Annotated in this window: 21 protein-coding genes and 1 pseudogene; 13 read left to right on the forward strand and 9 right to left on the reverse strand. The window is 73.2% G+C overall.

Annotated elements, in window-relative coordinates:
• Positions 1-102: 102 nt before the first annotated feature.
• Positions 103-747 carry a hypothetical protein gene (locus FJK98_RS10080; RefSeq protein WP_145918787.1) on the reverse strand — a complete coding sequence of 215 codons (645 nt, stop codon included), beginning with the start codon at positions 745-747 and terminating at the stop codon, positions 103-105.
• Positions 748-1351: 604 nt separating this feature from the next.
• Here FJK98_RS10080 and FJK98_RS10085 point away from each other — a divergent pair.
• The gene (locus tag FJK98_RS10085; RefSeq protein ID WP_145922673.1) at positions 1352-2077 is read left to right on the forward strand and encodes a nucleotidyltransferase domain-containing protein; all 726 of its coding nucleotides are present in this window, start codon (positions 1352-1354) and stop codon (positions 2075-2077) included.
• 180 nt (positions 2078-2257) lie between these two features.
• Here FJK98_RS10085 and FJK98_RS10090 read toward each other — a convergent pair whose 3' ends face one another.
• Together FJK98_RS10090 and trmB are read right to left on the reverse strand one after the other, a co-directional pair.
• On the reverse strand, positions 2258-4771 hold the full coding sequence (locus tag FJK98_RS10090; RefSeq protein ID WP_145918788.1) for an RNA helicase: 2514 nt from the start codon (positions 4769-4771) through the stop codon (positions 2258-2260).
• 146 nt (positions 4772-4917) lie between these two features.
• The gene (trmB, locus tag FJK98_RS10095; protein WP_370517072.1) at positions 4918-5544 is read right to left on the reverse strand and encodes a tRNA (guanosine(46)-N7)-methyltransferase TrmB; all 627 of its coding nucleotides are present in this window, start codon (positions 5542-5544) and stop codon (positions 4918-4920) included.
• 124 nt (positions 5545-5668) lie between these two features.
• Here trmB and FJK98_RS10100 point away from each other — a divergent pair.
• From FJK98_RS10100 to FJK98_RS10110, 3 genes and pseudogenes are all read left to right on the forward strand, one after another.
• Positions 5669-6365 (forward strand): annotated as a pseudogene (locus FJK98_RS10100) (hypothetical protein).
• Positions 6366-6525: 160 nt separating this feature from the next.
• Positions 6526-7320 carry a class F sortase gene (locus FJK98_RS10105; protein WP_240762733.1) on the forward strand — a complete coding sequence of 265 codons (795 nt, stop codon included), beginning with the start codon at positions 6526-6528 and terminating at the stop codon, positions 7318-7320.
• A gap of 55 nt (positions 7321-7375) precedes the next feature.
• A complete protein-coding gene (locus FJK98_RS10110) occupies positions 7376-8653 on the forward strand; it encodes a lanthionine synthetase LanC family protein (RefSeq protein ID WP_168222412.1) in 1278 nt (425 codons plus the stop codon).
• Positions 8654-8671: 18 nt separating this feature from the next.
• On the opposite strand, the gene FJK98_RS10115 is transcribed toward FJK98_RS10110, so the two are convergent.
• The 3 genes from FJK98_RS10115 to FJK98_RS10125 form a co-directional block, all read right to left on the reverse strand.
• Positions 8672-8992 (reverse strand): antibiotic biosynthesis monooxygenase, encoded by a 321-nt coding sequence (locus FJK98_RS10115; protein ID WP_145918791.1) that lies wholly within the window; start codon positions 8990-8992, stop codon positions 8672-8674.
• 182 nt (positions 8993-9174) lie between these two features.
• Positions 9175-9387, reverse strand: a complete 213-nt coding sequence (locus FJK98_RS10120) for a hypothetical protein (RefSeq protein ID WP_240762735.1) — start codon at positions 9385-9387, stop codon at positions 9175-9177.
• Complete coding sequence (locus FJK98_RS10125) at positions 9384-9674, reverse strand: hypothetical protein (RefSeq protein ID WP_370517030.1); 291 nt, start codon at positions 9672-9674, stop codon at positions 9384-9386. The genes FJK98_RS10120 and FJK98_RS10125 overlap by 4 nt, the downstream gene beginning before the upstream one ends.
• 459 nt (positions 9675-10133) lie before the next feature.
• On the opposite strand from FJK98_RS10125, the gene FJK98_RS10130 reads away from it, so the two are divergent.
• Positions 10134-10724, forward strand: coding sequence for an XRE family transcriptional regulator (locus FJK98_RS10130; protein ID WP_145918792.1), 591 nt, complete (start codon positions 10134-10136; stop codon positions 10722-10724).
• A gap of 20 nt (positions 10725-10744) precedes the next feature.
• On the opposite strand, the gene FJK98_RS10135 is transcribed toward FJK98_RS10130, so the two are convergent.
• Both FJK98_RS10135 and FJK98_RS10140 read right to left on the reverse strand, forming a co-directional pair.
• Positions 10745-11557 (reverse strand): exodeoxyribonuclease III, encoded by an 813-nt coding sequence (locus tag FJK98_RS10135; protein WP_145918793.1) that lies wholly within the window; start codon positions 11555-11557, stop codon positions 10745-10747.
• Between the two features lie 139 nt (positions 11558-11696).
• Positions 11697-12617 carry a proteasome assembly chaperone family protein gene (locus tag FJK98_RS10140; protein ID WP_145918794.1) on the reverse strand — a complete coding sequence of 307 codons (921 nt, stop codon included), beginning with the start codon at positions 12615-12617 and terminating at the stop codon, positions 11697-11699.
• Between the two features lie 418 nt (positions 12618-13035).
• On the opposite strand from FJK98_RS10140, the gene FJK98_RS10145 reads away from it, so the two are divergent.
• From FJK98_RS10145 to FJK98_RS10150, 3 genes are all read left to right on the forward strand, one after another.
• Positions 13036-13917: a peptidase M23 gene (locus FJK98_RS10145; RefSeq protein WP_145918795.1), complete on the forward strand. Its 882-nt coding sequence runs from the start codon at positions 13036-13038 to the stop codon at positions 13915-13917.
• 163 nt (positions 13918-14080) lie between these two features.
• Complete coding sequence (locus FJK98_RS33130) at positions 14081-14230, forward strand: hypothetical protein (RefSeq protein ID WP_168222413.1); 150 nt, start codon at positions 14081-14083, stop codon at positions 14228-14230.
• Between the two features lie 190 nt (positions 14231-14420).
• Complete coding sequence (locus tag FJK98_RS10150; protein ID WP_240762946.1) at positions 14421-15116, forward strand: EcsC family protein; 696 nt, start codon at positions 14421-14423, stop codon at positions 15114-15116.
• Between the two features lie 111 nt (positions 15117-15227).
• Here FJK98_RS10150 and FJK98_RS10155 read toward each other — a convergent pair whose 3' ends face one another.
• Positions 15228-16082, reverse strand: a complete 855-nt coding sequence (locus FJK98_RS10155) for a GDSL-type esterase/lipase family protein (protein ID WP_145918796.1) — start codon at positions 16080-16082, stop codon at positions 15228-15230.
• A 250-nt stretch (positions 16083-16332) separates the two neighbouring features.
• Here FJK98_RS10155 and FJK98_RS10160 point away from each other — a divergent pair, with 250 nt between their 5' ends.
• The 5 genes from FJK98_RS10160 (at position 16333) to FJK98_RS10180 (ending at position 20925) form a co-directional block, all read left to right on the forward strand.
• On the forward strand, positions 16333-16596 hold the full coding sequence (locus tag FJK98_RS10160; protein WP_145918797.1) for a DUF6343 family protein: 264 nt from the start codon (positions 16333-16335) through the stop codon (positions 16594-16596).
• Between the two features lie 12 nt (positions 16597-16608).
• Positions 16609-18021 (forward strand): NADP-dependent succinic semialdehyde dehydrogenase, encoded by a 1413-nt coding sequence (locus FJK98_RS10165; RefSeq protein WP_145918798.1) that lies wholly within the window; start codon positions 16609-16611, stop codon positions 18019-18021.
• Between the two features lie 66 nt (positions 18022-18087).
• Positions 18088-19053: a TIGR03885 family FMN-dependent LLM class oxidoreductase gene (locus tag FJK98_RS10170; RefSeq protein WP_145918799.1), complete on the forward strand. Its 966-nt coding sequence runs from the start codon at positions 18088-18090 to the stop codon at positions 19051-19053.
• A 37-nt stretch (positions 19054-19090) separates the two neighbouring features.
• Positions 19091-20668 (forward strand): Na+/H+ antiporter, encoded by a 1578-nt coding sequence (locus tag FJK98_RS10175; RefSeq protein WP_145918800.1) that lies wholly within the window; start codon positions 19091-19093, stop codon positions 20666-20668.
• The gene (locus FJK98_RS10180; protein WP_145918801.1) at positions 20668-20925 is read left to right on the forward strand and encodes a UBP-type zinc finger domain-containing protein; all 258 of its coding nucleotides are present in this window, start codon (positions 20668-20670) and stop codon (positions 20923-20925) included. Before FJK98_RS10175 ends, FJK98_RS10180 begins: the two co-directional genes overlap by 1 nt.
• Positions 20926-21006: the final 81 nt, after the last annotated feature.

Here is a 21006-nt window from a genome sequence, read left to right on the forward strand (position 1 = left end):
GAAAGTCTGCAACGACCGACAGATCGGACGGCTACACTGCCGTCCGATCTGTCTTAAACAATTATGCAGGTCAATGCATAAGTGGATGTGCCGGGAGTGCGCTCAGGCGGCGGTGGACCAGATGGCGCGGAAGGCGGCCGCCTCGCCGGCCAGCCACTGCTCGACCTGTGCCGGCTTGACGTGCTCGGGCGTCCGGTGTGCCACCCCCCGCCGCACGTCGACCAGGACCGGCTCGGCGTGCGGCAGCACCGCGTCCATGTGCCGGGCCATCAGGTGCAGGGTGGCCAGGGCCGCCTCCTCGCTCGGCGGGGTCTCGTCGAAGTGCAGCCGCACCGCCTCGGCGTGGCCGTCGGCGTACCGGACGCCGAAGTGGGGGTTGATCTTGACGGGTAGGTCGCCGAGCATCGCGAGGGCGTCGCGGGTCTGCGCCAGGTCGACGCCGGCCGGCTCGCCGAGCGACGCCAGCCATGCCGTCGCGCCGGGCGTCAGTGCCTGGTAGAGCGGACGCCAGCGCGGCTTGACCAGATCGGCCACCCCGGCCAGGTGGGTGCCGCCGGTGTGGAAGGCGATGTCGGCCTTGAGCGCCTTGACGAACTGGCCGTGCGGGTTGAAGCCGTGCCGGCTGGCCCGCTGCTTGCGCAGCCCGCCGACGAAGCTTGCCTTGGTGGGACCGGTGCGGTCGACGTACCGGGTGAAACCGAGGAGGGTGGCGTACGGCGTGAGGGGGGCGTTGATGGGCGCGGTCACGAGCGTCCTCCCAGGTCAGGAACTCGATTAGTACATACATTCTAATCGACGGGGGTGGCATCGCCCAGGGGTGGAGGCCGCCGATCCTGGTCCAGTCCGGCTGAAGTTGGCCAGTCCGCCGGAACATGGCCAACAGCGTGGTCTCGCCCGCCCGAAGACGGCCAGCCCGTCCCTGAGGTTCTCCCGCGGCTCCCTCCGACTGCCCCTCCGGACACTGGTCGCGCGACGAACGACGCAGAACGCGAGTTCGGGATGTACCCAACCAACTGCCCAGAAGGGGCCGGTATGGACGCACGGACCTGAACGCGACTCCCAGACCGCGACCCTGCCCGAACGCGACGGCGACCTCGTCCGCGACCCCCTGGTCGCCGAGAAGGCGCGGAGGGTCGTGGAGATCGGGCTCGCGTACGGGACCGCCCTCGCCATCGGAGAGGCCCTGCTGGCCGTCGACGCACCGAACCCCCGCCACATTGTGATCGATCCATTCCAGCAATAGGCGTACAGCGACGTCGGGTCGGACCGGACTGCGGGACAACAGTTGAGCGAGACCATCGAGCAGCGAAATTCATGTCGGCTGCTGCAGGCGTTTCCTACACTCGCCACCATGGCGACATCACCTGCTGCCGTTCGAGACCTTGGCTACGAACTGAAGGAACTCGGTTGGGTCAGCGATCTCCTGGTGGCAGGGTCGTTGGCCACCGGTGACTACGTCCCACGTATCAGCGATCTTGACCTGGTTGCGCTTGTTGACGGCCCTGTTGACACCGGTCGGCAGGCGGCACTTTCAGTGATCCACCGTCGACTCGACAGCGGGAGCGGCGCGGGCTTCAGCCTGGGCTGCGTATATGTCGACACCGCGACCATCCCCGCTATCGAGGAGCAGCATCCGACCTGGACTCACGGCCAACTCGTTCACCGCGTTCTTTCCCGGGTCACAAGAGCAGAACTGGCGAGACACGGATACGAGGTCTTCGGACGCTCGCCGCGCGAGGTCTTCCCCGCAGTCTCAGCCGAGGACATACGAGCGGCGGCCCGCGCCGAGCTCACCGGCTACTGGGCCTGGGCCGCTCGACGTCCGTGGATATGGGTGGACCCCACCATCGCTGAACTCGGCCTCACCTCCATGGCCAGGGGGCGCCACGCACTCGACAAGGGCGAACTCCTCACCAAGACGCAGGCCATCAAACAGGCGCACGCCCCAACCTGGCTGATCGACCAACTCAGCGCGAGACGGCGAGGCGAAGCCGTCTCCTCGCCTCGGATACGGACAGCCGTAGTCGCCTGGCTCGACGCCCGTCGGACAGTCGCTCGCGCGAAGCGCGCTCGGTGAACTCCCGACTCCCGCCTCGCCGTAACGCCCCAGGCGGCCAAGAATTGGCCAACTGATTCCGGACGAGATCACGGCGGATCGTCCGCAGGAAGCTGTCCCGCTGGTGGCCATCCACGCGACCGGCGGCCACCATTGCCCGGACCGGACACGGACGCACCGGACGGCCCCTGCGAAGAAAACTCAGAGCTGCCCGACCTCCGTCACCCGGACCACGGCGGCCCCCACCTCGTCCGAGGCGGCCAGGTCGACCTCGGCGCTGATCCCCCAGTCGTGGTCGCCCTCCGGGTCGTCCAGGATCTGCCGGACGGTCCACTTCTCCCGCCCCTGCTCGATCATGAGCAGCGCCGGCCCCCGCGCGTCCGGCCCCACCCCGATCGAGTCGTACGCCGCGAAGTACGGCTCCAGCGCCTCCGCCCAGGCGTCGGCGTCCCACCCGGACGCCCCGTCCAGCTCGCCCAGGTCCCACCAGCGGCGCAGGGCGGCCAGCTCGACCCGGCGGAACAGCGCGTTGCGGACCAGCACCCGGAAGGCGCGGGCGTTACGGGTGACCGCGGGCACCCGCTCCTCCAGCGACGCGTGGGCCAGGGCGGCGTCGGCGACGTCGGACGGGTTGCGCAGCCGCTCCCACTCGTCGATCAGGCTGGAGTCGACCTGGCGGACCAGCTCGCCCAGCCACTCGATGAGGTCGACCAGCTCCTCGGTCTTGGCGTCCTCGGGCACGGTCTGCCGCAGCGTCTTGTACGCGTCGGCCAGGTAACGCAGCACCAGCCCCTCGGACCGGGTCAGCCCGTAGAACTGCACGTACTCGCCGAAGGTCATCGCGCGTTCGAACATGTCCCGCACGACGGACTTGGGGGAGAGCTGGTGGTCGGCGACCCAGGGGTGCCCCTGCCGGTACATCTCGTACGCGGCGTGCAGCAGCTCCGCCAGCGGCTTGGGCCAGGTCACCTCGTCGAGCAGCTCGATACGGGCCTCGTACTCGATGCCCTCGGCCTTCATCGCGGCCACCGCCTCGCCGCGCGCCTTGAACTGCTGCGCGGAGAGCACCTGGCGCGGGTCGTCGAGGATCGACTCGATCACGCTCAACACGTCCAGGGCGTACGACGGGGAGTCGGCGTCGAGCAGTTCGATGGCGGCCAGCGCCAGCGGCGACAGCGGCTGGTTGAGCGCGAAGTCGAGCTGGAGGTCGACGGTGAGCCGGACCCGTCGCCCCGTCTCGTCGGGCTCGTCGAGCTGCTCGACCACCCCGCCGGCCCGCAGCGCCCGGTAGATGGCGATCGCCCGGCGGATGTGCCGGCGCTGGGCGGCGGCGTCCTCGTGGTTGTCGGTGAGCAGGTGCCGCATCGAGGCGAACGCGTCACCCGGCCGGCCGATCACGTTGAGCAGCATCGAGTGGCTGACCTGGAAGCTGGAGGTGAGCGGCTCCGGCTCGGCCTCGACCAGGCGCTGGAACGTCGGCTCGCCCCAGCCGACCGAGCCCTCCGGCGGCTTCTTCTTCACCACCTTGCGCCGCTTCTTCGGGTCGTCACCGGCCTTGGCCAGGGCCTTCTCGTTGTCGATCACGTGCTCGGGGGCCTGCACCACCACCCGGCCCAGGGTGTCGAAGCCGGCCCGCCCGGCCCGGCCGGCGATCTGGTGGAACTCGCGGGCCTTGAGCAGCCGGGTCCGCACCCCGTCGTACTTGCTCAGGCCGGTGAACAGCACCGTGCGGATCGGCACGTTGATGCCCACGCCCAACGTGTCGGTGCCGCAGATGACCTTCAGCAGCCCGGCCTGGGCCAGCGTCTCGACGAGCCGGCGGTACTTGGGCAGCATGCCGGCGTGGTGTACGCCGATGCCGTGCCGCACCAGCCGCGACAGCGTCTTGCCGAAGCCGGAGGTGAACCGGAAGTTGCCGATCGCGGCGGCGATCATGTCCTTCTCGGCCCGGGTGCAGACGTTCACGCTCATCAGCGCCTGGGCGCGTTCCAACGCGGAGGCCTGGGTGAAGTGCACCACGTACACCGGGGCCTGCTTGGTCTCCAGCAGTTCCTCCAGCGTCTCGTGCAGCGGCGTCATCGCGTACGAGAAGATCAGCGGCACCGGCCGCTCGGCCGACCGGACCACGGCGGTCGACCGGCCGGTACGCCGGGTCAGGTCGTCGACGAACCGGGTGGTGTCCCCCAGGGTGGCCGACATCAGCACGAACTGCGCCTGCGGCAGCTCGATGATCGGCACCTGCCAGGCCCAGCCCCGGTCCGGCTCGGCATAGAAGTGGAACTCGTCCATCACCACCTGGCCGACGTCGGCCCGCGCACCCTCGCGCAGCGCCAGGTTGGCCAGGATCTCGGCCGTGCAGCAGATGATCGGGGCGTCGGCGTTGACGCTGGCGTCGCCGGTCAGCATCCCGACGTTCTCCGCGCCGAACACCTCGCAGAGCGCGAAGAACTTCTCCGACACCAGGGCCTTGATCGGCGCGGTGTAGAAGCTCGTCCGGTCGTCGGCCAGGGCGGTGAAGTGCGCCGCGATCGCGACCAGGCTCTTGCCCGAACCGGTCGGCGTATTCATGATCACGTTCGCGCCGGAGACGATCTCGATGATCGCCTCCTCCTGGTGCGGGTAGAGGTCCAGCCCACGCTCGGACGCCCAGCCGGCGAACGCGTCGAAGAGGGTGTCGGGGTCGGCGCTTCGAGGCAGCGCGGCAGTCAGCGTCATAGCGCCCCCATCGTGCCCGCACCACCACCCCGTACGCCAACCGGGCCGTCCGCCCCGTCCCGATCACCCGTGCGCGGAACCGCCTGTGGGTCGAGGTAGCGGTATCGCCAGCGGTCGGATACCGCCGGACGGGCGACACAGCGGGCTCAGCCGCGGCGGTGCACCAGGTCGAAGACGGGCCGGCCGGCGGTCAGGGCCCGGCGCTCGAACTTGGTCACCGGGCGGTGGGCGGGCCGGGGCGCGTACCCGCCGTGGACGTCGACCAGCTCCGGGTCGGCGGTCAGCGTCGACCGCATCGACCCGGCGTACTCGGCCCAGTCGGTGGCGCAGTGCAGCGTCCCGCCGCCGACCAGCCGGGACCGCAGCAACGCCACGTGCTCCGGCTGGATGATCCGCCGCTTGTGGTGCCGCGACTTGGGCCACGGGTCGGGGAAGAACACGTGCACCGCGTCCAGGCAGCCCTCCGGCATGGCCCGGACCAGGTCCAGCGCGTCACCCTGGGCGACCCGGACGTTGCCCAGGCCGTGCCGCTGCACCAGGTCGAGCAGGTTGGCGATGCCCGGGGTGTGCACCTCGACCGCCAGGTAGTCCCGGTCCGGGTCGGCGGCGGCCATCGCCGCGGTGGCGTCACCCATCCCGGAGCCGATCTCCAGCACCACGGGCGCGCCCCGACCGAAGAACCCGGCCGGATCGACCGGCCCGTCGAGGTCGGCGATCTCGATCCCGTACGTCGGCCGCAGCCGGGCCAGCGCGTCGGTCTGCCGGCTGGTCATCCGGCCCCGTCGGGGGTGGAAGGTGCGGATCGTCCCGGTGCCCGGCCGGGCCACCGGGACGGCGGGGTTCTGGTCGATGGAGGTCACAGCGACCCGAGCGTACGCGACGGTTCCGCCGTATCGGATGTGCCGTCGGTCGGAGGGTGAGACGATTCATCCCGTACGGCAGGTCGGCGTCCGGGTCGGTCCGGCGCTGCCCCGGGGCGCCGGAAGGGGGAGACGTGTCGATTCCGCTGCACCGCGCCGCGCTGGCGGTCGCCGCCGGTGCCCTCGTCCCCGCGCTGTGGCACGCCGCCCCGGCATCCGCCGCCCCGCTCTCCGCCGCCCCGCCGGCCGTCGCTGCGGCCCCCGGGCCGGGCCAGCCCCCGCCCGACGGGGGCGGCGACCCGCAGCCGCCGCCCGGCGTGCTCTTCGTCGAGGTGACCCCGGGGACCGTCGAGCCGGGTTACCTGGTCGGCATCCGGGCGAGCTGCCACGACAACTCGATCCCGGCGACCGTCGTGTCCGACGCCTTCGGCCGGGTCCAGGTGCGGCCGCAGCACGGCCTGCTCACCGCCGCGCCGATGGTCAGGGAGCGGGTCCGGCCGGGCAACTACCGGGTCAAGCTGGAGTGCCCCGACGGGGCGACCGCCTCGACGGCGCTCCAGGTGGTCAAGAAGGTCAAGCCCAGCCCCGGGCCGCACACCGGCTTCGGCGGCGCGGCCGGCGACGGCGGGCTGCCCGGCGGGCTGCTGGTGCCCGGCGGGCTGGCGTTGACCATCGCCGGGGCCGTCGTCGGTATCGTGGCGGCCCGCCGGCCGCGTGGCGTCGTCGGGCAGTGACGTGCCGCCCGCCTCCCCGGGTCCGCGCAACGGCCCGCTCCCGCCCCCCGGCAGCCCGCCGCCCGGTGGTACGCGGTCCCACCGTTCCCCCTCCGGCGGCCCGGGGCCCGGCGGGGCCCGCCCACGCTGGGGTGGCCTGATCCCCCCGCCGGCCGGCCCGGTGCCCGGTCCCCCGCCGTCCGCCGCCGCGACCGCCCAGCGCACCACTCCGGCCCGGCCGCCCGACGATCCGATGTCGCCGCCGTTCCGCGCTCCGGTCCCGTCCAGCGGCGGCCCGACCGGCTCCGGCCCGGCCCCGGCGGCCCCGGAGGGTGGGCGGTCCTCGACGCGTGGCCCCTGGTCGGTGCCGCTGGCGGTGGCGCTGGTGCTGCTCGGGGTCTTCGCCACCGGCGCCGGGCTGGGGCGTTCGGTCGGGCCGCTGGACTGGACCGGCACGCCGTCGCAACGCCCGGCCGCCGGTGCCCGGCAGAGCCCCGCGCCGGGCAGCCTGCCGGCCAGCCGACCGGTACGGCTCACCGTGCCCGCGATCAAGGTGGCCGCCCCGGTGGCCCCGGTCGGTCAGGCCCGCGACGGGTCGATCGACGTACCGCCGCTCGACCGGCACAACGAGACCGGCTGGTACGACCGGGGCCCGACCCCCGGCGAGCCCGGCCGGGCGATCATCGTCGGCCACGTGGACTCGAAGGACGGCCCCTCGGTCTTCTACGACCTGCGCAAACTCGCCCCCGGCGACACGATCGAGGTGACCCGGGACGACCGGCGGGTGGTGGTGTTCCGGGTCGACTCGGTGGAGTTCTTCGACAAGTCGGCCCTGCCCGCCGACCGGGTCTACGGCCGTGACGGCGCACCCGCCCTGCGGTTGATCACGTGCGGCGGCCAGTGGATCGGCGGACGCACCGGATACGCCGACAACGTCATCGCGTTCGCCTCGTTGGCGGCGACCCGGTCCCCCTGACCGCCGGGACGTTATTGCGGCGACGCCGTACGGCGGCGGATGGCAGGATCGCGCGGTGACGGCGGACGTGGTGCGGCAGGCTTTCGCCTGGCTCGAGTCGGTGGCGGTGCCCGCCGACGGCGGCCCGCGCTGGCGGGAGGCGGGCGAACCCTTCGACGACCTGTACGCCGGCACCGCCGGGGTGCTGCTCGGCTGCGCCGAGGCCACCGCCGTCTCCCCGGCGGGCGGGGTGGCCACCGGGTCCGCGCGCACCGTCACCGGGCCGGACAGCGGGGCCGGGTCCGCTCTCGGCCGGGTCGCGGCCGGTGCCCGGGACCGGTTGGCGCACCTCGCCCGGCACGAGCCGGACGCCGCGACGGTGCCCGACGACGGAATGTTCGGCGGTTGGGCCGGAGCCGCCGTCGCACTGCGCGCCTGGGGTCGGGTCGCCGCTGACCCGGTCGCCCTCGACGTCGCCGCGTCGGTGACGGCACGCGTCGCCGAACGGCTGCGGGACCGCCCGGTGGACCCGGGCCGTTGCTCCGACGTCATCTCCGGCGACGCGGGCATCCTGCTGGCCCTCCTCGACGCCCACGACGACGACACCGGCCAGATGGTGGAGCAGGCGGCGCACCTCCTCGCCGACGGGCTGGTCGGGCTCGCCGAGGACCACGAGGACGGGCCGCACTGGCGGATGCGGGCCGGCGACGAGCGCCTGATGCCCGGCTTCTCCCACGGCACCGCCGGGGTCGCCTACGCCCTCGCCATGGCCGGTGTCACCCTGCGCCGCGACGACCTGCTCGACACCGCCGTCCGGGCCGCCGACGGCCTGCTGGCCATGGGCCGCCACCCGGACGGCTGGGCGTTGCCGCTGCTGGTCCCGCCCCGTCCGGACCGCCCGGCGGTGAACTTCGGCTGGTGCCACGGCCCCACCGGCACGGTGCGGCTGTTCACCCTGCTCGACACCGTCGACCCGCAGCCCCGCTGGCAGCGGGCCGTCGACGGGTGCCTGCGGGCGCTGCGCGACAGCGGCCTGCCGCAGCGGCGGTACCCGGGCTACTGGGACAACCTCGCCCGGTGCTGCGGCACGGCCGGGGTCGGACAGTTGCTGGTGGACCGCTACCGGGCCACCGCCGATCCTGCCCTGCTCGACTGGGCGCACCGGCTCGCCGAGGACGTGCTCGTCCGGACGGTGTCCACCCCGACGGGGGTCACCTGGTCCAACACCGAGCACACCCGGACCCCGGCGGAGCTGCCGCCGGAGCCCGGCTTCATGCAGGGCGCCGCCGGGATCGCCGGCTGGCTCGCCCGGCTCGCCGCCCCCACCACCGCGCCCGTCCTGCCCTGGCTCTGACCGCCCGGGGCCGCCGGGTCAGCCCTTGCCGGTCACCTGCTGGACCACCTCGAACTCCAGCAGCGTCGCGCCGGAGGCGACCGGCCGCTGCTGCTCGCCGCCCCCACCACCGGCGTGCGCGGCCCGCGACGGCCCGGCCGCCCACGCCTGGTACGCCTCCTCGGTCTCCCAGCGGGTGTACACGAAGTAGCGGCTCTCGCCGGCCACCGGGCGCAGCAGCTCGAAACCGAGGAAACCGGGGGAGTTCTCCACCGCGCCGGCCCGGGCGGCGAACCGCTTCTCCAACTCCGCGCCGGCACCGGGCGGGACGTCGATCGCGTTGATCTTCACGACTGCCATCTCCCCACCCTAGCCCCGCACCGCCGGGCCGGTCCCCGGCTGGCGGCCGGGTCCGGCGCACGGATCGTGGAGAGTTGTCGTCACCCCGCCCGCAACAACTCTCCACGATCCACCTGCCGCCGGCCGGTCCGGGCGGGACGATCAGTCGGTGGGTGGACGGAGCCAGGCCGGGAAGCGGTCGGTCAGGTCGACCTGACGACCCAGTCGAGCTGCGTCAGGTGTTCGGTCGCCTCTGCCGACAACCTGGCCAGCAGGACCACCAGGCCGGTCCGGTCACCGTCGTACCTGGCCAGGAGCGCGAGTTTCGCTTCTCCGCAGGGCCAGGGCCGGGCATCGACCCGGCACAACCAGATCGGCCGCAGCGGCGTGTGCCGACCCGACAGCGCTCCGGTCACCGGATCGCCGCCGTGGTGCGTACCGCTGCCGGGTCCGGCCGGGTGTTGCGCCGCCGGGCCGCCGGTGCCGACCGGGTGGTGGCTTCCCCCGGTCGCCGGCCGCTCGCCTGTTCCGGTGCCGGGGCGGGCCGTCGGGCACCGTCCGGCCTGAGGAACAGGGTCCGCCGCCGGACCGCGTCACCGGCGGCATTCAGCTGGTACGCGTCGACCCACACCCACCCGTCGTAGGTGTGCCAGCCGGTCAGCACCCGGATGACCCGGACGGTGATCGGCCGGATGAACTGCACGCTCGCATCTCTGGTGAGGTGCAGCAGTTCACCGGCTCGTACCGTTGCCGCCGGCAGCGGTGACCCCGGCCCCGGCCTTTCACCCGGCGACGGGCCGTGACGACGCTCGCCATCCGGGGCGGACGGTGGTGTCGGGCGCTTCTCGCTCACGGTGGCATCCCTTCGGGTGTCTGGCGGAGGAACGCAGTGGTGTCGCTGCGGCAAGAACCATCGCAGTCAGTGACGGACGAGTTAACCGCCCGTATGTCATCATCGAGGGACGTCTAGGAAAGGTCCCCTCCGGTGCCGAGGAATGAATCACTACGGGACGCGCTGACCGCTGCCGGGTTCACGGTCAACCAACTCGCGGAGAGGTGCGACGTCGATGCCAAGACCGTGCAGCGGTGGGTCAGCCGCGGCCGCCTGCCGCATCCACGTTCGCGGGTGCGGGTGGCAGGTCTCCTGGGTAAGGATGTAGACGTGCTGTGGCCTGATGCTGTGCGTCGCGCGGTCAAGTTGGGTGCGGACCGGGAGTTGGTGGGCGTCTACGCCCGCCGTTCCGACCTGCCCCGGTCGCTGTTCCGGGAGTTGATCGAGGGAGCGCGGTCCCGCCTCTGGTTCGGCGGCTACACGAGCTACTTCGTCTGGCTGGACGTGCCGAACGCCGCCGGGACCCTGGGGGCGAAGGCGCAGGGCGGGGCGGACGTACGTTTCCTGCTGGGTGACCCGGCGAGCCCGGTCACCGCTGGCCGGGACCGGATCGAGGCGACGCCCCTCGACCTCGGGACGCGGATCGCCATGACGCGTGCCGAGATCGGCAAGTCGCCCACCCCGCTGGCCGTGCGGTTGTCCGACCGGCACATCGCGATGTCGGTCTGGGTGTTCGACGACGACGCGATCGTGGCCACCCACATCGGCGGCGCGCTGGGCCAGGACTCCGTCACGTTCCACCTGCGACAGCGGGAGAGCGGCGGTCCGTTCAGCAGGTACGTCGAGCACTTCGAGGCGCTCTGGGCCGATGCGGCGCAGCAGCCCGCCGACGCGGCAGCAGAGCAGCCGGGCGGGCGCTGACCGTCCGGGGCGCGTGCGCGCTACCCCACCTCGGCCGGGTGGGTCGGTTCCGGGCCGGGCAGGTCGGCGTCGACCACGATCGGGGCGTGGTCGGAGGGGCCCTTGCCCTTGCGGGCCTCCCGGTCGACGTACGCGGAGCGGACCGCGCGGGCCAGCGGCGCGGAGGCGTACACCAGGTCGATCCGCATGCCCTTGTTCTGGTGGAACATGCCGGCCCGGTAGTCCCAGTAGGTGTACGGGTGCGGGCCCTTCATCGGGGTGGGCACCACGTCGCTGAGGCCGAGGTCGCGCAGGGCGGCCAGGGCGGCCCGCTCGGCGGGGGTGACGTGGGTCGAGGTGACGAAGAGCGCCGGGTCCCAGACGTCGGCGTCGGTCGGGGCGACGTTGAAGTCCCCGCAGACGGCGACGGGGCCACCGGCGGCCACCTCCGGCGTCACCGCGTCCCGCAGCGCCGCCAGCCAGGCCAGCTTGTACGCGTAGTGCGGGTCGTCGGTGGCGCGGCCGTTCGGCACGTACACCGACCAGATCCGGACCCCGGCGCAGGTGGCGGCGATGGCGCGGGCCTCGGGCCGGGGGAAGCCCGGCTCGTCGGGTAATCCGACGGCGACGTCGGTCAGGCCGACGCGGGACAGGACGGCGACCCCGTTCCACCGGCCGTCGCTGTGGCTGGCCACCTCGTAGCCCAGCTCGCCGACCTCGGCGACGGGGAAGGCCCCGTCGGGGCACTTGGTCTCCTGGAGGCAGACCACGTCGGGGGCGGTGCCGGCCAGCCAGTCGAGCAGGCGGGGCAGGCGGGCCTTCACCGAGTTCACGTTCCAGGTCGCCAGGCGCATGTGCCCAGCCTGCCGCATCGCGGCCCGCTCCACCGGGACGGCCCGCCGCCGGGACGCCCCCCCGGCGCGCGGGGGCCGCTGGTGGACGGGTCGGGCGGGCGGCGTCCCGGTCGGGTCGCCGCCCGCCCGACCGGCGGGGTCAGGCGCCCGGGGTCTCGCCGGGTCGGGTCTGCTCGGCGAGGAAGCGTTCCAGCTCGGCGCCCAGCTCGTCGGCGGTGGGCAACGGACCGGTCTCGGCGGCGAGCAGGTTCTTCTCACCCCGACCCCGGGCGAACGCGTCGTACTGCTCCTCCAGGGCCGTGACCAGCGCGGCGGCCTCGTCGGTCTGGGCGACCTGCCGGTCGATCTCCACCCGGACGACCTCGGCGGCGGAGCGCAGGCTCTCGTTGGGCAGCAGCAGCCCGGTGCTGCGGGACACGGAGGTGAGCAGCACCTCGGCGGCGGCCGGGTACTCCGTCTGGGCGACGTAGTGCGGCACGTGCGCGGAGAACCCGAGGGCGTCCCGGCCGGCCTCGCCGAGCCGGTACTCCAGCAGGTGGCCGACGCTGCCCGGGACCTGCACCCGCTGCAACCACGGTTCGTAGCCGGCGATCAGCTCGCGGCGGGTGGCGTGCGCGGTGACCCCGGTGGGCCGGGTGTGCGGGACGGCCATCGGGATCGAGTTGAGCCCAACGGTGAGCCGGACGTCGAGCCGGGCCGCCACCCCGCTGACCGCCGCCACGAACCGCTCCCACTGGAGGTCCGGCTCCGGGCCGGTGAGCAGGAGGAACGGCGTCTCGTCGTCGTCGCTGAGCAGGTGCAGGGCCAGCTCCGGGGCGTCGTAGTCCTCCCAGTGGTCCTCGACGAAGGTCATCACCGGGCGGCGGGACCGGTAGTCGAAGAGCTGGTCGACGTCGAAGGTGGCGATCGTACGGGCGTCCAGTGAGGTGAGGAGCTGCTCGCGGGCCAGCCGGGTGGCGTTGCCGGCGTCGACGAAGCCGGTGAGCGCCTGGATCAGCACCGGCTGTCCGAGGTCGGGCAGATCGTCGGTGAGCTGGTACAGCTCGTGTGGGTCGAGCACCGGTCGGACCTCCTGAGGAAATGCGCCTACGGGCGACCGCGCACGGACGGCACCCGGTTCGGGGAACGTACCCGTCGGCGTCATCCATTCCATCACTGGGCGCGTCGTGACCGATCCGGCTATCAAACCCGGAGGAAGCCACCAATTCGCCGGACGGGCCGGGGCGGCTGGTCCGGACGGTTCCGGCGTGTCGCCCGAAAGGGGGACATGATGGATCTTGCGGTCGGCCGGGGTGGTCTGGGCCGTCGACCCGCTCCGACGACGACGGGCGCGGTTGCTGACCGTAATGCCCGTTGCGAGTGGTCTGTTGCCCCGGTCCCGCGTCCGGGGCGGGCGTCCCGCCGGCCTGTCGGAAAGTGTGGCGAGGGCCACTTCCTGCTGGTGGGTGACCGGGAAAGGGCATGTCTAGCCTCGGCGGATGCGTGACGACGACACCATCGACGACCAGGGCGCCCCTCAGGGCATGACTGGCCGTTCGGACGACACCCCCTCGTCCGTTCAGGTCGGCGTTCTCCGTGAACCCCGCTCCCTCCGTACCCGCCTCGGCGGGCTCGTTAACCCCCGCCGCCGCCGGCCGGTGCTCCTCGCCGCCGGCGTGCTCTGCTGCCTCGGCGTCACCGCCGTCGCGGGCGTCCAGGCCCTGCCGGACGAGCGGGCCGACGACCGGGTCGGCACCGAGGCCGCCCTCGCCGAGCGCGGCCAGCAGGCCGCCTCCCGTGCCGAGGTCCGTACCCCGGTCACGGTCGTGCCCAGCAGCCCGGCCGCCGCCAGCCCGACCGCCGCCACCCCGAGCCCGACCCCGAGCGCGACCAGGACCACCAAGCCCAAGCCCCGACCGAAGCCGAAGCCGCGGCCGAAGCGGATCGTCCCGGTGGCCGGCCTCGACCAGGCCCAGATGGACAACGCCAAGGAGATCGTCAGGGCCGGCCGGGCGATGGGCGTCCCGCGCCGGGCCCTGATCATCGCGGTGGCCACCGCGATGCAGGAGAGCAACCTCTACAACTACGCCAGCGGGGTGCTGCCCGAGTCGCAGAACTACCCGCACCAGGCGATCGGCTGGGACCACGACTCGGTCGGGCTGTTCCAGCAGCGACCGAGCAGCGGCTGGGGCGAGGTCGGCCAGCTGATGGACCCGGCGTTCGCCACCCGGGCGTTCCTCACCGCCCTGTTGGAGATCCCCGGCTGGGAGGACCTTCCGCTCACCGTCGCCGCGCAGGCCGTGCAGATCTCCGCCTACCCGGACCTCTACGCCCAGCACGAGTGGCGGGCCACCGAGGTGGTCGCCGCCATCCTGGTCTGAGTCGCCGTCCCGGCCCGGCCGGATCCCGGCCCACCCGGGCGGGGTCGGTCGTGCCGGTTCGCGTCGACGTCGCCGGATGGCTACCCTCGACCGGACACAGTGGACGGTTGGCGGTTGCTCGGATCGGGTACACATGACGCAGGACACCCGATCGGAGGACGACATGTCAGCACTGATGCAGCGGATCAGCGCCTTCCTGCGCTCACCCAAGGGGCAGCAGCTGGTCGACCGGGGTCGGCGCGAGCTGGCCAAGCCGGAGAACCAGGCACGGCTCAAGCAGGCGGCCGGCAAGCTGTCGGGCCGTCGCCGCTGACCGTCCGCGAACCGATTCCACCCCGGGAGCATCTGTGACCGACGCCGTGCCCGTCGACGACGAACCGACCGTCCCCACGCCGCCGGTACCGGCGGACACCGCCGGTCCGGCCGTCCCCGCGACACCGGCCGTCGGGTCGCCGACCACCACGGTCCCGGCGGCTGCGGGGGCGTCGGCTCCGGTTCCGGCGGTGCCGGCCGGTGACCCGGGCGACGCGCCGGAGGCGCCACCGGCCCGGCTCTGGGACCGGATGCGGGACGACCCGCAGTACGCCCCGGAGCACCTGGCCCTGGAGGCGGTCCGCCGGCTCGGCCCGGAGGCGGCCCAGTGGGTCGCCCGGACCCGGGCGGAACGCCCCGACGCCACCGCCGACCAGCTGGCCGAGCAGGCCATCCGGCGCTTCGTCAACCGGGCCCGCCTCTCCGGAGCGGTCTCGGGTGCGGCGGGCCTGCCCGGTGCGGTGATCGACGTCGGCGTGCTGGCCTGGACCCAGGCCCGGCTGGTGCTGCACGTCGCCGCCGCGTACGGCGCGGACCCGGTGCACCCGGACCGGGCCACCGATCTACTCGTCCTGCAGAAGGTGCACAAGGCGGCCGAGACGGCCCGGTTGGCGCTGGGCGTCGCGGCCGGTCGGGAGCGGGCGGGCGCGCTGTTCGGTCACGCCGCCCAGAACCCGCTCGGGCGGGTGATGCTGCAACTCGGCGTCCGGCTGGCCCGGATGGCCGGGGTGCGGGCGGCCAAGCGGGTCTTCGCCAAGGTCGTCCCGGGTGCCGCGATCATTCTCGGCACCTGGGCCAACTCGTCGGCGACCAAGGATCTCGCCGAGCGCGCCCAGGCGCTCTACCGGGAGCACCGGGGCGGGCTGCCCCACCCGCGCCGCCCCTGACCGGACGTGCTGCCACGCCGCGGTCCGGCCCACCGCCGGGCGCGGCGTGCGTCAGACGCGGCCACGGGGCGACGCCCGCCCGCGAGCGGACCGCAGCCGGGGGTGGGTGGCTCAGAGCCGCCAGCCGGCCGCCGAGAAGGTCGCGTCGGCGAGCCGGTTCTGCCCGGCGACGTTGGGGTGGAACCAGTCCAACGCGTTGACCTCGTCCAGGCTGAACCGCACCCGGTGCACCGCGCCGCCGTCGTAGCGGCACCGCGACCCGTACGCCCGGCAGGCCGCCTTGAGCTGGCTGTTGTACGCGTCGATCCGCTCGGCGAAGCGGGCCCGACGGTCCCGGTCGGCCTTGGCGTCCGAGGTGGGGTTCGCCAGCAGCGCCGGGCAGATCCCGGTCTTCCAGATCCGTACCGCGCGGGACTCGGTGTGCCCGATCTCCCAGAGCCGGTTGAGGTCGGGGATGCTGGCCACCAGGACCCGGGCCTTCGGGCGGCCCTCCCGCAGCACCCGCAGCGCCCGGTCGACCTGGCTGCGGAAGGTGGCGGTCGCGGTCATCGCGTCGATGTCGTTGCGGCAGGCGTCGTTCGCGCCGATCAGCACGGTGACGTAGTCGGCCTTGTCCTTGACGGCGGCGCCGGCCTGCCCGGCGAGGGCCTCGGCGCGGGCCCCCGGTACGGCGTGGTTGCGGGCCCGGTTGCGGATCGGCGCCCCGGCGTCGAGCAGCCGCCGGTAGTGGCTCTCCACCCGGATGCCGTCCCCGGTCGACCAGGAGTTGCGCTGGCACGAGGTGAGCACCAGGCAGGAACCGAACCCGGTGGTGATCGAGTCGCCGAGGGCGGCCATCGTGGCGGGCAGCCCGGTCGGTGTCGATCCGCTCTTCGTCGGGCGGGGGGAGGCCCCGCCGCCCTCCTCGCAGGCGAGCGCGGTCAGCGCCAACAGGCAGGCCACGGCGGCGACCCAGCGTCGAGGCATGCGTCTTCCCCTGGTCAGACGGCGCAGAGCGACAGCCCGGTCACTCTACGGCCCGTACCGGGTGCGGTGGCCCGCTCGTGTCGACTTCCGGGCAGATTCAACAGCTAGAAACATGAATCTGGTAAGACCGGGTCGGACCGGGGCTCTCCGGGCAGGTCGCCCGCCCGGCACCGGCCCGGTGGGCAGCGCCGTCGTGGGTGATCCGGCGTCGGACCGGTTAGTGGCGTCCGTGCCGGGGTAGGCCGAGACGATGACGAGATCGCAGCCCCGGCGCGCCCGTGGCACGGTCGGCCACGCGTACAGCGCGTTGAACCTGCGCCTGGCGTTGGCCCTGTTCGGCCTGGTCACCATGACCGTCCTCGCGGTCGGGGCGTTCTGGGCCGGGCTGGCCTGGCTGGGCGTGCTCTGCGCGCTGTTCGCCGTCGTGGCGGTGGTCGACCTGGTCGTCATCCAGCGCCGCCGTGCCGCCCGCCGCCGTGAGCAGCCGGGCGCGCGGCACTCACTCTTCGAGTGACAGGAGCACGAGATGCCCATCGCCACCACCAACCCCGCCACCGGTCAGGTGCTCAAGTCGTACGAGCCGATGTCGGCCGAGCAGATCGACGCCGCCATCGAACGGGCCGACCTGGCGTTCCGGGACCTGCACCGGACCACGGTCGCCCAGCGGGCGCAGTGGATGAACGCCGCCGCGGAGCTGCTCGACGCCGAACGCGACGAGACCGCCCGGCTGATGACCACCGAGATGGGCAAGACCTACGCCGCGGCGCAGGCCGAGGTCACCAAGTGCGCCACCGCCTGCCGGTTCTACGCGGCGAACGCGGAGCGGATGCTCGCCGACGAGCCCGCCGACGCCGCCGCGGTGAAGGCGAAGCGGGCCTTCGTCCGCTACCAGCCGATCGGGGCGGTGCTCGCGGTGATGCCGTGGAACTTCCCGCTCTGGCAGGTGATGCGGTTCGCCGCGCCGGCCCTGATGGCCGGGAACACCGGCCTGCTCAAGCACGCCTCCAACGTGCCGCAGACCGCGCTCTACCTGGAGGACGTGTTCCGCCGGGCCGGGTTCCCCGAAGGGGCGTTCACCACCCTGCTGGTCGGCTCGGACGCGGTCGACCGGGTGCTCAGCGACCCCCGGGTCCGGGCGGCGACGCTGACCGGCAGCGAGGGCGCGGGCCGCTCGATCGCCCAGATCGCCGGCCGGGAGCTGAAGAAGACGGTGCTGGAACTGGGCGGCAGCGACCCGTTCGTGGTGATGCCCTCGGCCGACCTGGACCGGGCCGCCGAGGTGGCGACCACCGCCCGCTGCCAGAACAACGGCCAGTCCTGCATCGCGGCCAAGCGGTTCATCGTGCACACCGACGTCTTCGACGCGTTCGCCGAGAGGTTCGCCGCGAACATGGCCGCGCTGCGGGTCGGCGACCCGATGGACGCCGACACCGACGTCGGCCCGCTGGCCAGCGAGAGCGGGCGGGACGAGATCGACGCCCAGGTGCAGGACGCGGTGGCGCACGGCGCGACGGTGCTCTGCGGCGGCGAGAAGCCGACCGGCGACGGCTGGTTCTACCCGCCGACCGTGGTGACCGACCTGAACCCGCAGATGCGGATGTGGGCCGAGGAGGTCTTCGGCCCGGTCGCCGGGCTCTACCGGGTGTCGTCGTACGACGAGGCGGTCGAGGTGGCCAACGGCACGCCGTTCGGGCTGGGCGCGAACGCCTGGACCACCGACCCGGCCGAGCAGGAACGGTTCGCCACCGACCTGGACGCCGGCAACGTGTTCGTCAACGGCATGACCACCTCGTACCCGGAGCTGCCGTTCGGCGGGGTGAAGAACTCCGGCTACGGCCGGGAGCTGTCGGCGCTGGGGATGCGGGAGTTCTGCAACACCAAGACCGTCTGGGTGGGGGAGGGTGCCGCCACCGTCGGCGCGGGCGCGCACGCCGAGTGACCCCGTGCCGGGTGACCGGCGCGGGCGAGCTTTAGCCGGACACCGTCATGGGTACGGAAGGACGCCATGACGGTGTTCGGCTTCCACGCCTCCCACGAGCAGATCCATCCGAGCCGCCTGCTGGAGGCGGTGGTGCACGCCGAACGCGCCGGTTTCGACGCCGCGATGTCGTCGGACCACTTCTCGCCGTGGAGCACCCGGCAGGGCCAGTCCGGGTTCGCCTGGTCCTGGCTGGGGGCCGCGCTCCAGGCCACCGGGTTGCCGTTCGGTGTGGTCAACGCCCCCGGCCAGCGCTACCACCCGGCGATCATCGCGCAGGCGATCGGCACCCTGGGCGCGATGTACCCGGGCCGGTTCTGGGCGGCGCTGGGCACCGGCGAGGCGAGCAACGAGCACATCACCGGCGACGGCTGGCCGCGCAAGGACGTGCGGACCGCCCGGCTGCGGGAGTGCGTGGAGGTGATCCGGGCGCTGCTGGCCGGCGAGGAGGTCAGCCACGACGGGCTGGTCCGGGTGGACCGGGCGAAGCTGTGGACCCGCCCGGAGGAACCGCCGGCGCTGATCGGGGCGGCGGTCAGCGTGGCCACCGCCCGCTGGTGCGCCGAGTGGGCGGACGGCCTGATCACGGTGAACGCCCCGACCGCGCACCTGCGCGAGATGATCGACGCCTACCGGGACGCGGGCGGGCGGGGGCCGCTGCACCTCCAGGTGCACGTGAGCTGGGCGCCGGAGCAGGCCGAGGCGGAGGCCATCGCGTACGAGCAGTGGCGCAGCAACGTCTTCGCGCCGCCGGTCTGCTGGGACCTCGACACCGCCGAGCACTTCGACGTGGTCAGCGAGCGGGTGCCGATGGAGCAGGTCACCGAGGTGGTGAACGTGTCGGCCGACCTGGGCCGGCACGTCGGCTGGCTGGAGGAGTACCTGTCGCTGGGCTTCGACCAGATCGCCCTGCACCACGTCGGGCAGGAGCAGCGCGCCTTCATCGACACGTTCGGTGCGGAGGTGCTGCCGAAGCTGCGCGCCGCCGGGTGATCACCCCGGGCCGTCCGTACGCCTAGGCTGCTACTCCATGGAAGCTCTGTTCGAGGTCGTGGTCTTCCTGGCGATCGCGACCTTCGGTGCCGCGCTGGCCCGCAAGCTGGGTCTGCTCGCGCCGATCCTGCTGGTGGTGCTCGGCCTCGGGCTGTCCTTCCTGCCGGGCTTCCCGCACGTGCGGCTCGATCCCGACCTGGTGCTGGTGGGCATCCTGCCGCCGCTGCTCTACGTGGCGGCGTTGGGGACCTCGGTGCCGGCGTTCCGGCTCAACCTGCGGCCGATCCTGCTGCTCGCGGTGGGCCTGGTGATCTTCACCGCGTTCGTGGTGGGCACGGTGGTGCACCTGCTCCTGCCCGACCTGCCGTACGCGATCTGCGTGGCGCTGGGCGCGGTGGTGGCGCCGCCGGACGCGATCGCGGCCACCGCGGTGGCCCGGCGGGTGGGTCTGCCCCGGCGGGTGGTGACCATCCTGGAGGGGGAGAGCCTGGTCAACGACGCCACCGCGCTGGTGCTGCTGCGGGTGGCGATCGTCGCGGCCACCGCCAGCGCCGGTTCGGTCGGCTTCGGGTACGTGGCGCAGGAGGTGGTGGTCGCCACCGGCGGCGGGGTGCTGGTCGGGCTGCTGGGGGTGGTGGTCTTCGGGTTCCTGCACAAGCGGACCACCGATCCGCTGCTGGACAACGCGCTGTCGTTGATCGTGCCGTTCGCGGTGGTCTTCGCCGCGGAGGAGATCCACGCCTCCGGGGTGGTGGCGGTGGTGGTCACCGGGCTGGGGATCGGCCACAAGATGCCGCTGCTGCTGTCGGCCGCCTCCCGGTTGCAGACCGGCGCGTTCTGGCGGCTGGTCCAGTTCCTGCTGGAGGGGCTGGTCTTCCTGCTGGTCGGCCTGCAACTGCCCGAGGTGCTGCGGGATCTCGACGAGCCGACCGGCCGGCTGGTGGGGATCACCGCGGCGGTGTTGGCGGCGGTCTTCCTGGCCCGGTTCGTCTGGGTCTTCCCGGCCACCTACCTGGCCCGGCTGGTGCCCCGGGTCCGGCAGCGGGACCCGGCCACGCCGGTGCAGTTCCCGATCGTCATCGGCTGGGCCGGGATGCGCGGGGTGGTGACGCTGGCCGCCGCGCTGGGTCTGCCGCTGACCCTGGCCGGGGACCAGCCCTACCAGCGGGCGCTGTTCATCTGGCTGGCCTTCGCGGTGATCGTGGCGACCCTGGTCGGGCAGGGCGCGACCCTGCCGTGGGTGGCCCGCCGGTTGAAACTGCCCCCGGACGACCCGGTGGCCGACGCGCTCTCCGCCGCGACCGTGCAGCAGCAGGCCGGCCGGGCGGCCCGGGAGAAGCTGGACGAGTTGGCCGACGGCGCGCCGCCGGCCGTGGTGGAGCGGTTGCGCGGGCTGGTGCAGAGCCGCACCAACCTGGCCTGGGAGCGGCTCGGCGGCAGCGACCGGGAGACGCCGTCGCAGGCGTACGGTCGGCTGCGGCAGGAGATGATCGACGCCGAGCGGGAGGTCTTCCGGGCCGCCCGTGACGAGGGACGGATTCCCGAGGAGGTGCTGGTGCGGGCGTACCGCGACCTGGACCTGGAGGAGTCGTTGTTGCGACGGGAGAGTGACTGATGAGCTGTGCGCACCTGACCGGGGCGGGAGCCGCCGAGCCGAGCGTCACCGACGCCTGCCCGGAGTGCGTGGCCGTCGGCAACGACGACTGGGTGCACCTGCGGTCGTGTGTGGAGTGTGGGCAGGTGGGGTGCTGCGACTCGTCGCCGTACCAGCACGCGACGAAGCACTTCGAGTCGAGCGGGCACCCGGTGATGCGGTCCATCCAGCCGGGGGAGTCGTGGCGCTGGTGCTTCGTCGACGAGGAGATCGGCTGAGCCGTCCGGTGGTGGCGGTATGACGTAACCGCTATTCGACCGGGTTCCGACCGACCGCTTAACATCGGTGAACTTCTATCG

Source organism: Micromonospora sp. HM134, assembly GCF_007833915.1.
GTDB lineage: Bacteria > Actinomycetota > Actinomycetes > Mycobacteriales > Micromonosporaceae > Micromonospora > Micromonospora wenchangensis.

What these genes read in the sequence shown, in the direction of transcription:
- FJK98_RS10160 (WP_145918797.1), top strand. Translation starts at nt 16,333, where the DNA reads ATGACGAGATCGCAGCCCCGGCGCGCCCGTGGCACGGTCGGCCACGCG.
- FJK98_RS10180 (WP_145918801.1), top strand. Translation starts at nt 20,668, where the DNA reads ATGAGCTGTGCGCACCTGACCGGGGCGGGAGCCGCCGAGCCGAGCGTC.
- FJK98_RS10090 (WP_145918788.1), bottom strand. Translation starts at nt 4,771, where the DNA reads ATGACGCTGACTGCCGCGCTGCCTCGAAGCGCCGACCCCGACACCCTC.
- FJK98_RS10115 (WP_145918791.1), bottom strand. Translation starts at nt 8,992, where the DNA reads ATGGCAGTCGTGAAGATCAACGCGATCGACGTCCCGCCCGGTGCCGGC.
- FJK98_RS10165 (WP_145918798.1), top strand. Translation starts at nt 16,609, where the DNA reads ATGCCCATCGCCACCACCAACCCCGCCACCGGTCAGGTGCTCAAGTCG.
- FJK98_RS10175 (WP_145918800.1), top strand. Translation starts at nt 19,091, where the DNA reads ATGGAAGCTCTGTTCGAGGTCGTGGTCTTCCTGGCGATCGCGACCTTC.
- FJK98_RS10170 (WP_145918799.1), top strand. Translation starts at nt 18,088, where the DNA reads ATGACGGTGTTCGGCTTCCACGCCTCCCACGAGCAGATCCATCCGAGC.
- FJK98_RS10155 (WP_145918796.1), bottom strand. Translation starts at nt 16,082, where the DNA reads ATGCCTCGACGCTGGGTCGCCGCCGTGGCCTGCCTGTTGGCGCTGACC.
- FJK98_RS10135 (WP_145918793.1), bottom strand. Translation starts at nt 11,557, where the DNA reads ATGCGCCTGGCGACCTGGAACGTGAACTCGGTGAAGGCCCGCCTGCCC.
- trmB (WP_370517072.1), bottom strand. Translation starts at nt 5,544, where the DNA reads ATGACCAGCCGGCAGACCGACGCGCTGGCCCGGCTGCGGCCGACGTAC.
- FJK98_RS10085 (WP_145922673.1), top strand. Translation starts at nt 1,352, where the DNA reads ATGGCGACATCACCTGCTGCCGTTCGAGACCTTGGCTACGAACTGAAG.
- FJK98_RS10145 (WP_145918795.1), top strand. Translation starts at nt 13,036, where the DNA reads ATGCGTGACGACGACACCATCGACGACCAGGGCGCCCCTCAGGGCATG.
- FJK98_RS33130 (WP_168222413.1), top strand. Translation starts at nt 14,081, where the DNA reads ATGTCAGCACTGATGCAGCGGATCAGCGCCTTCCTGCGCTCACCCAAG.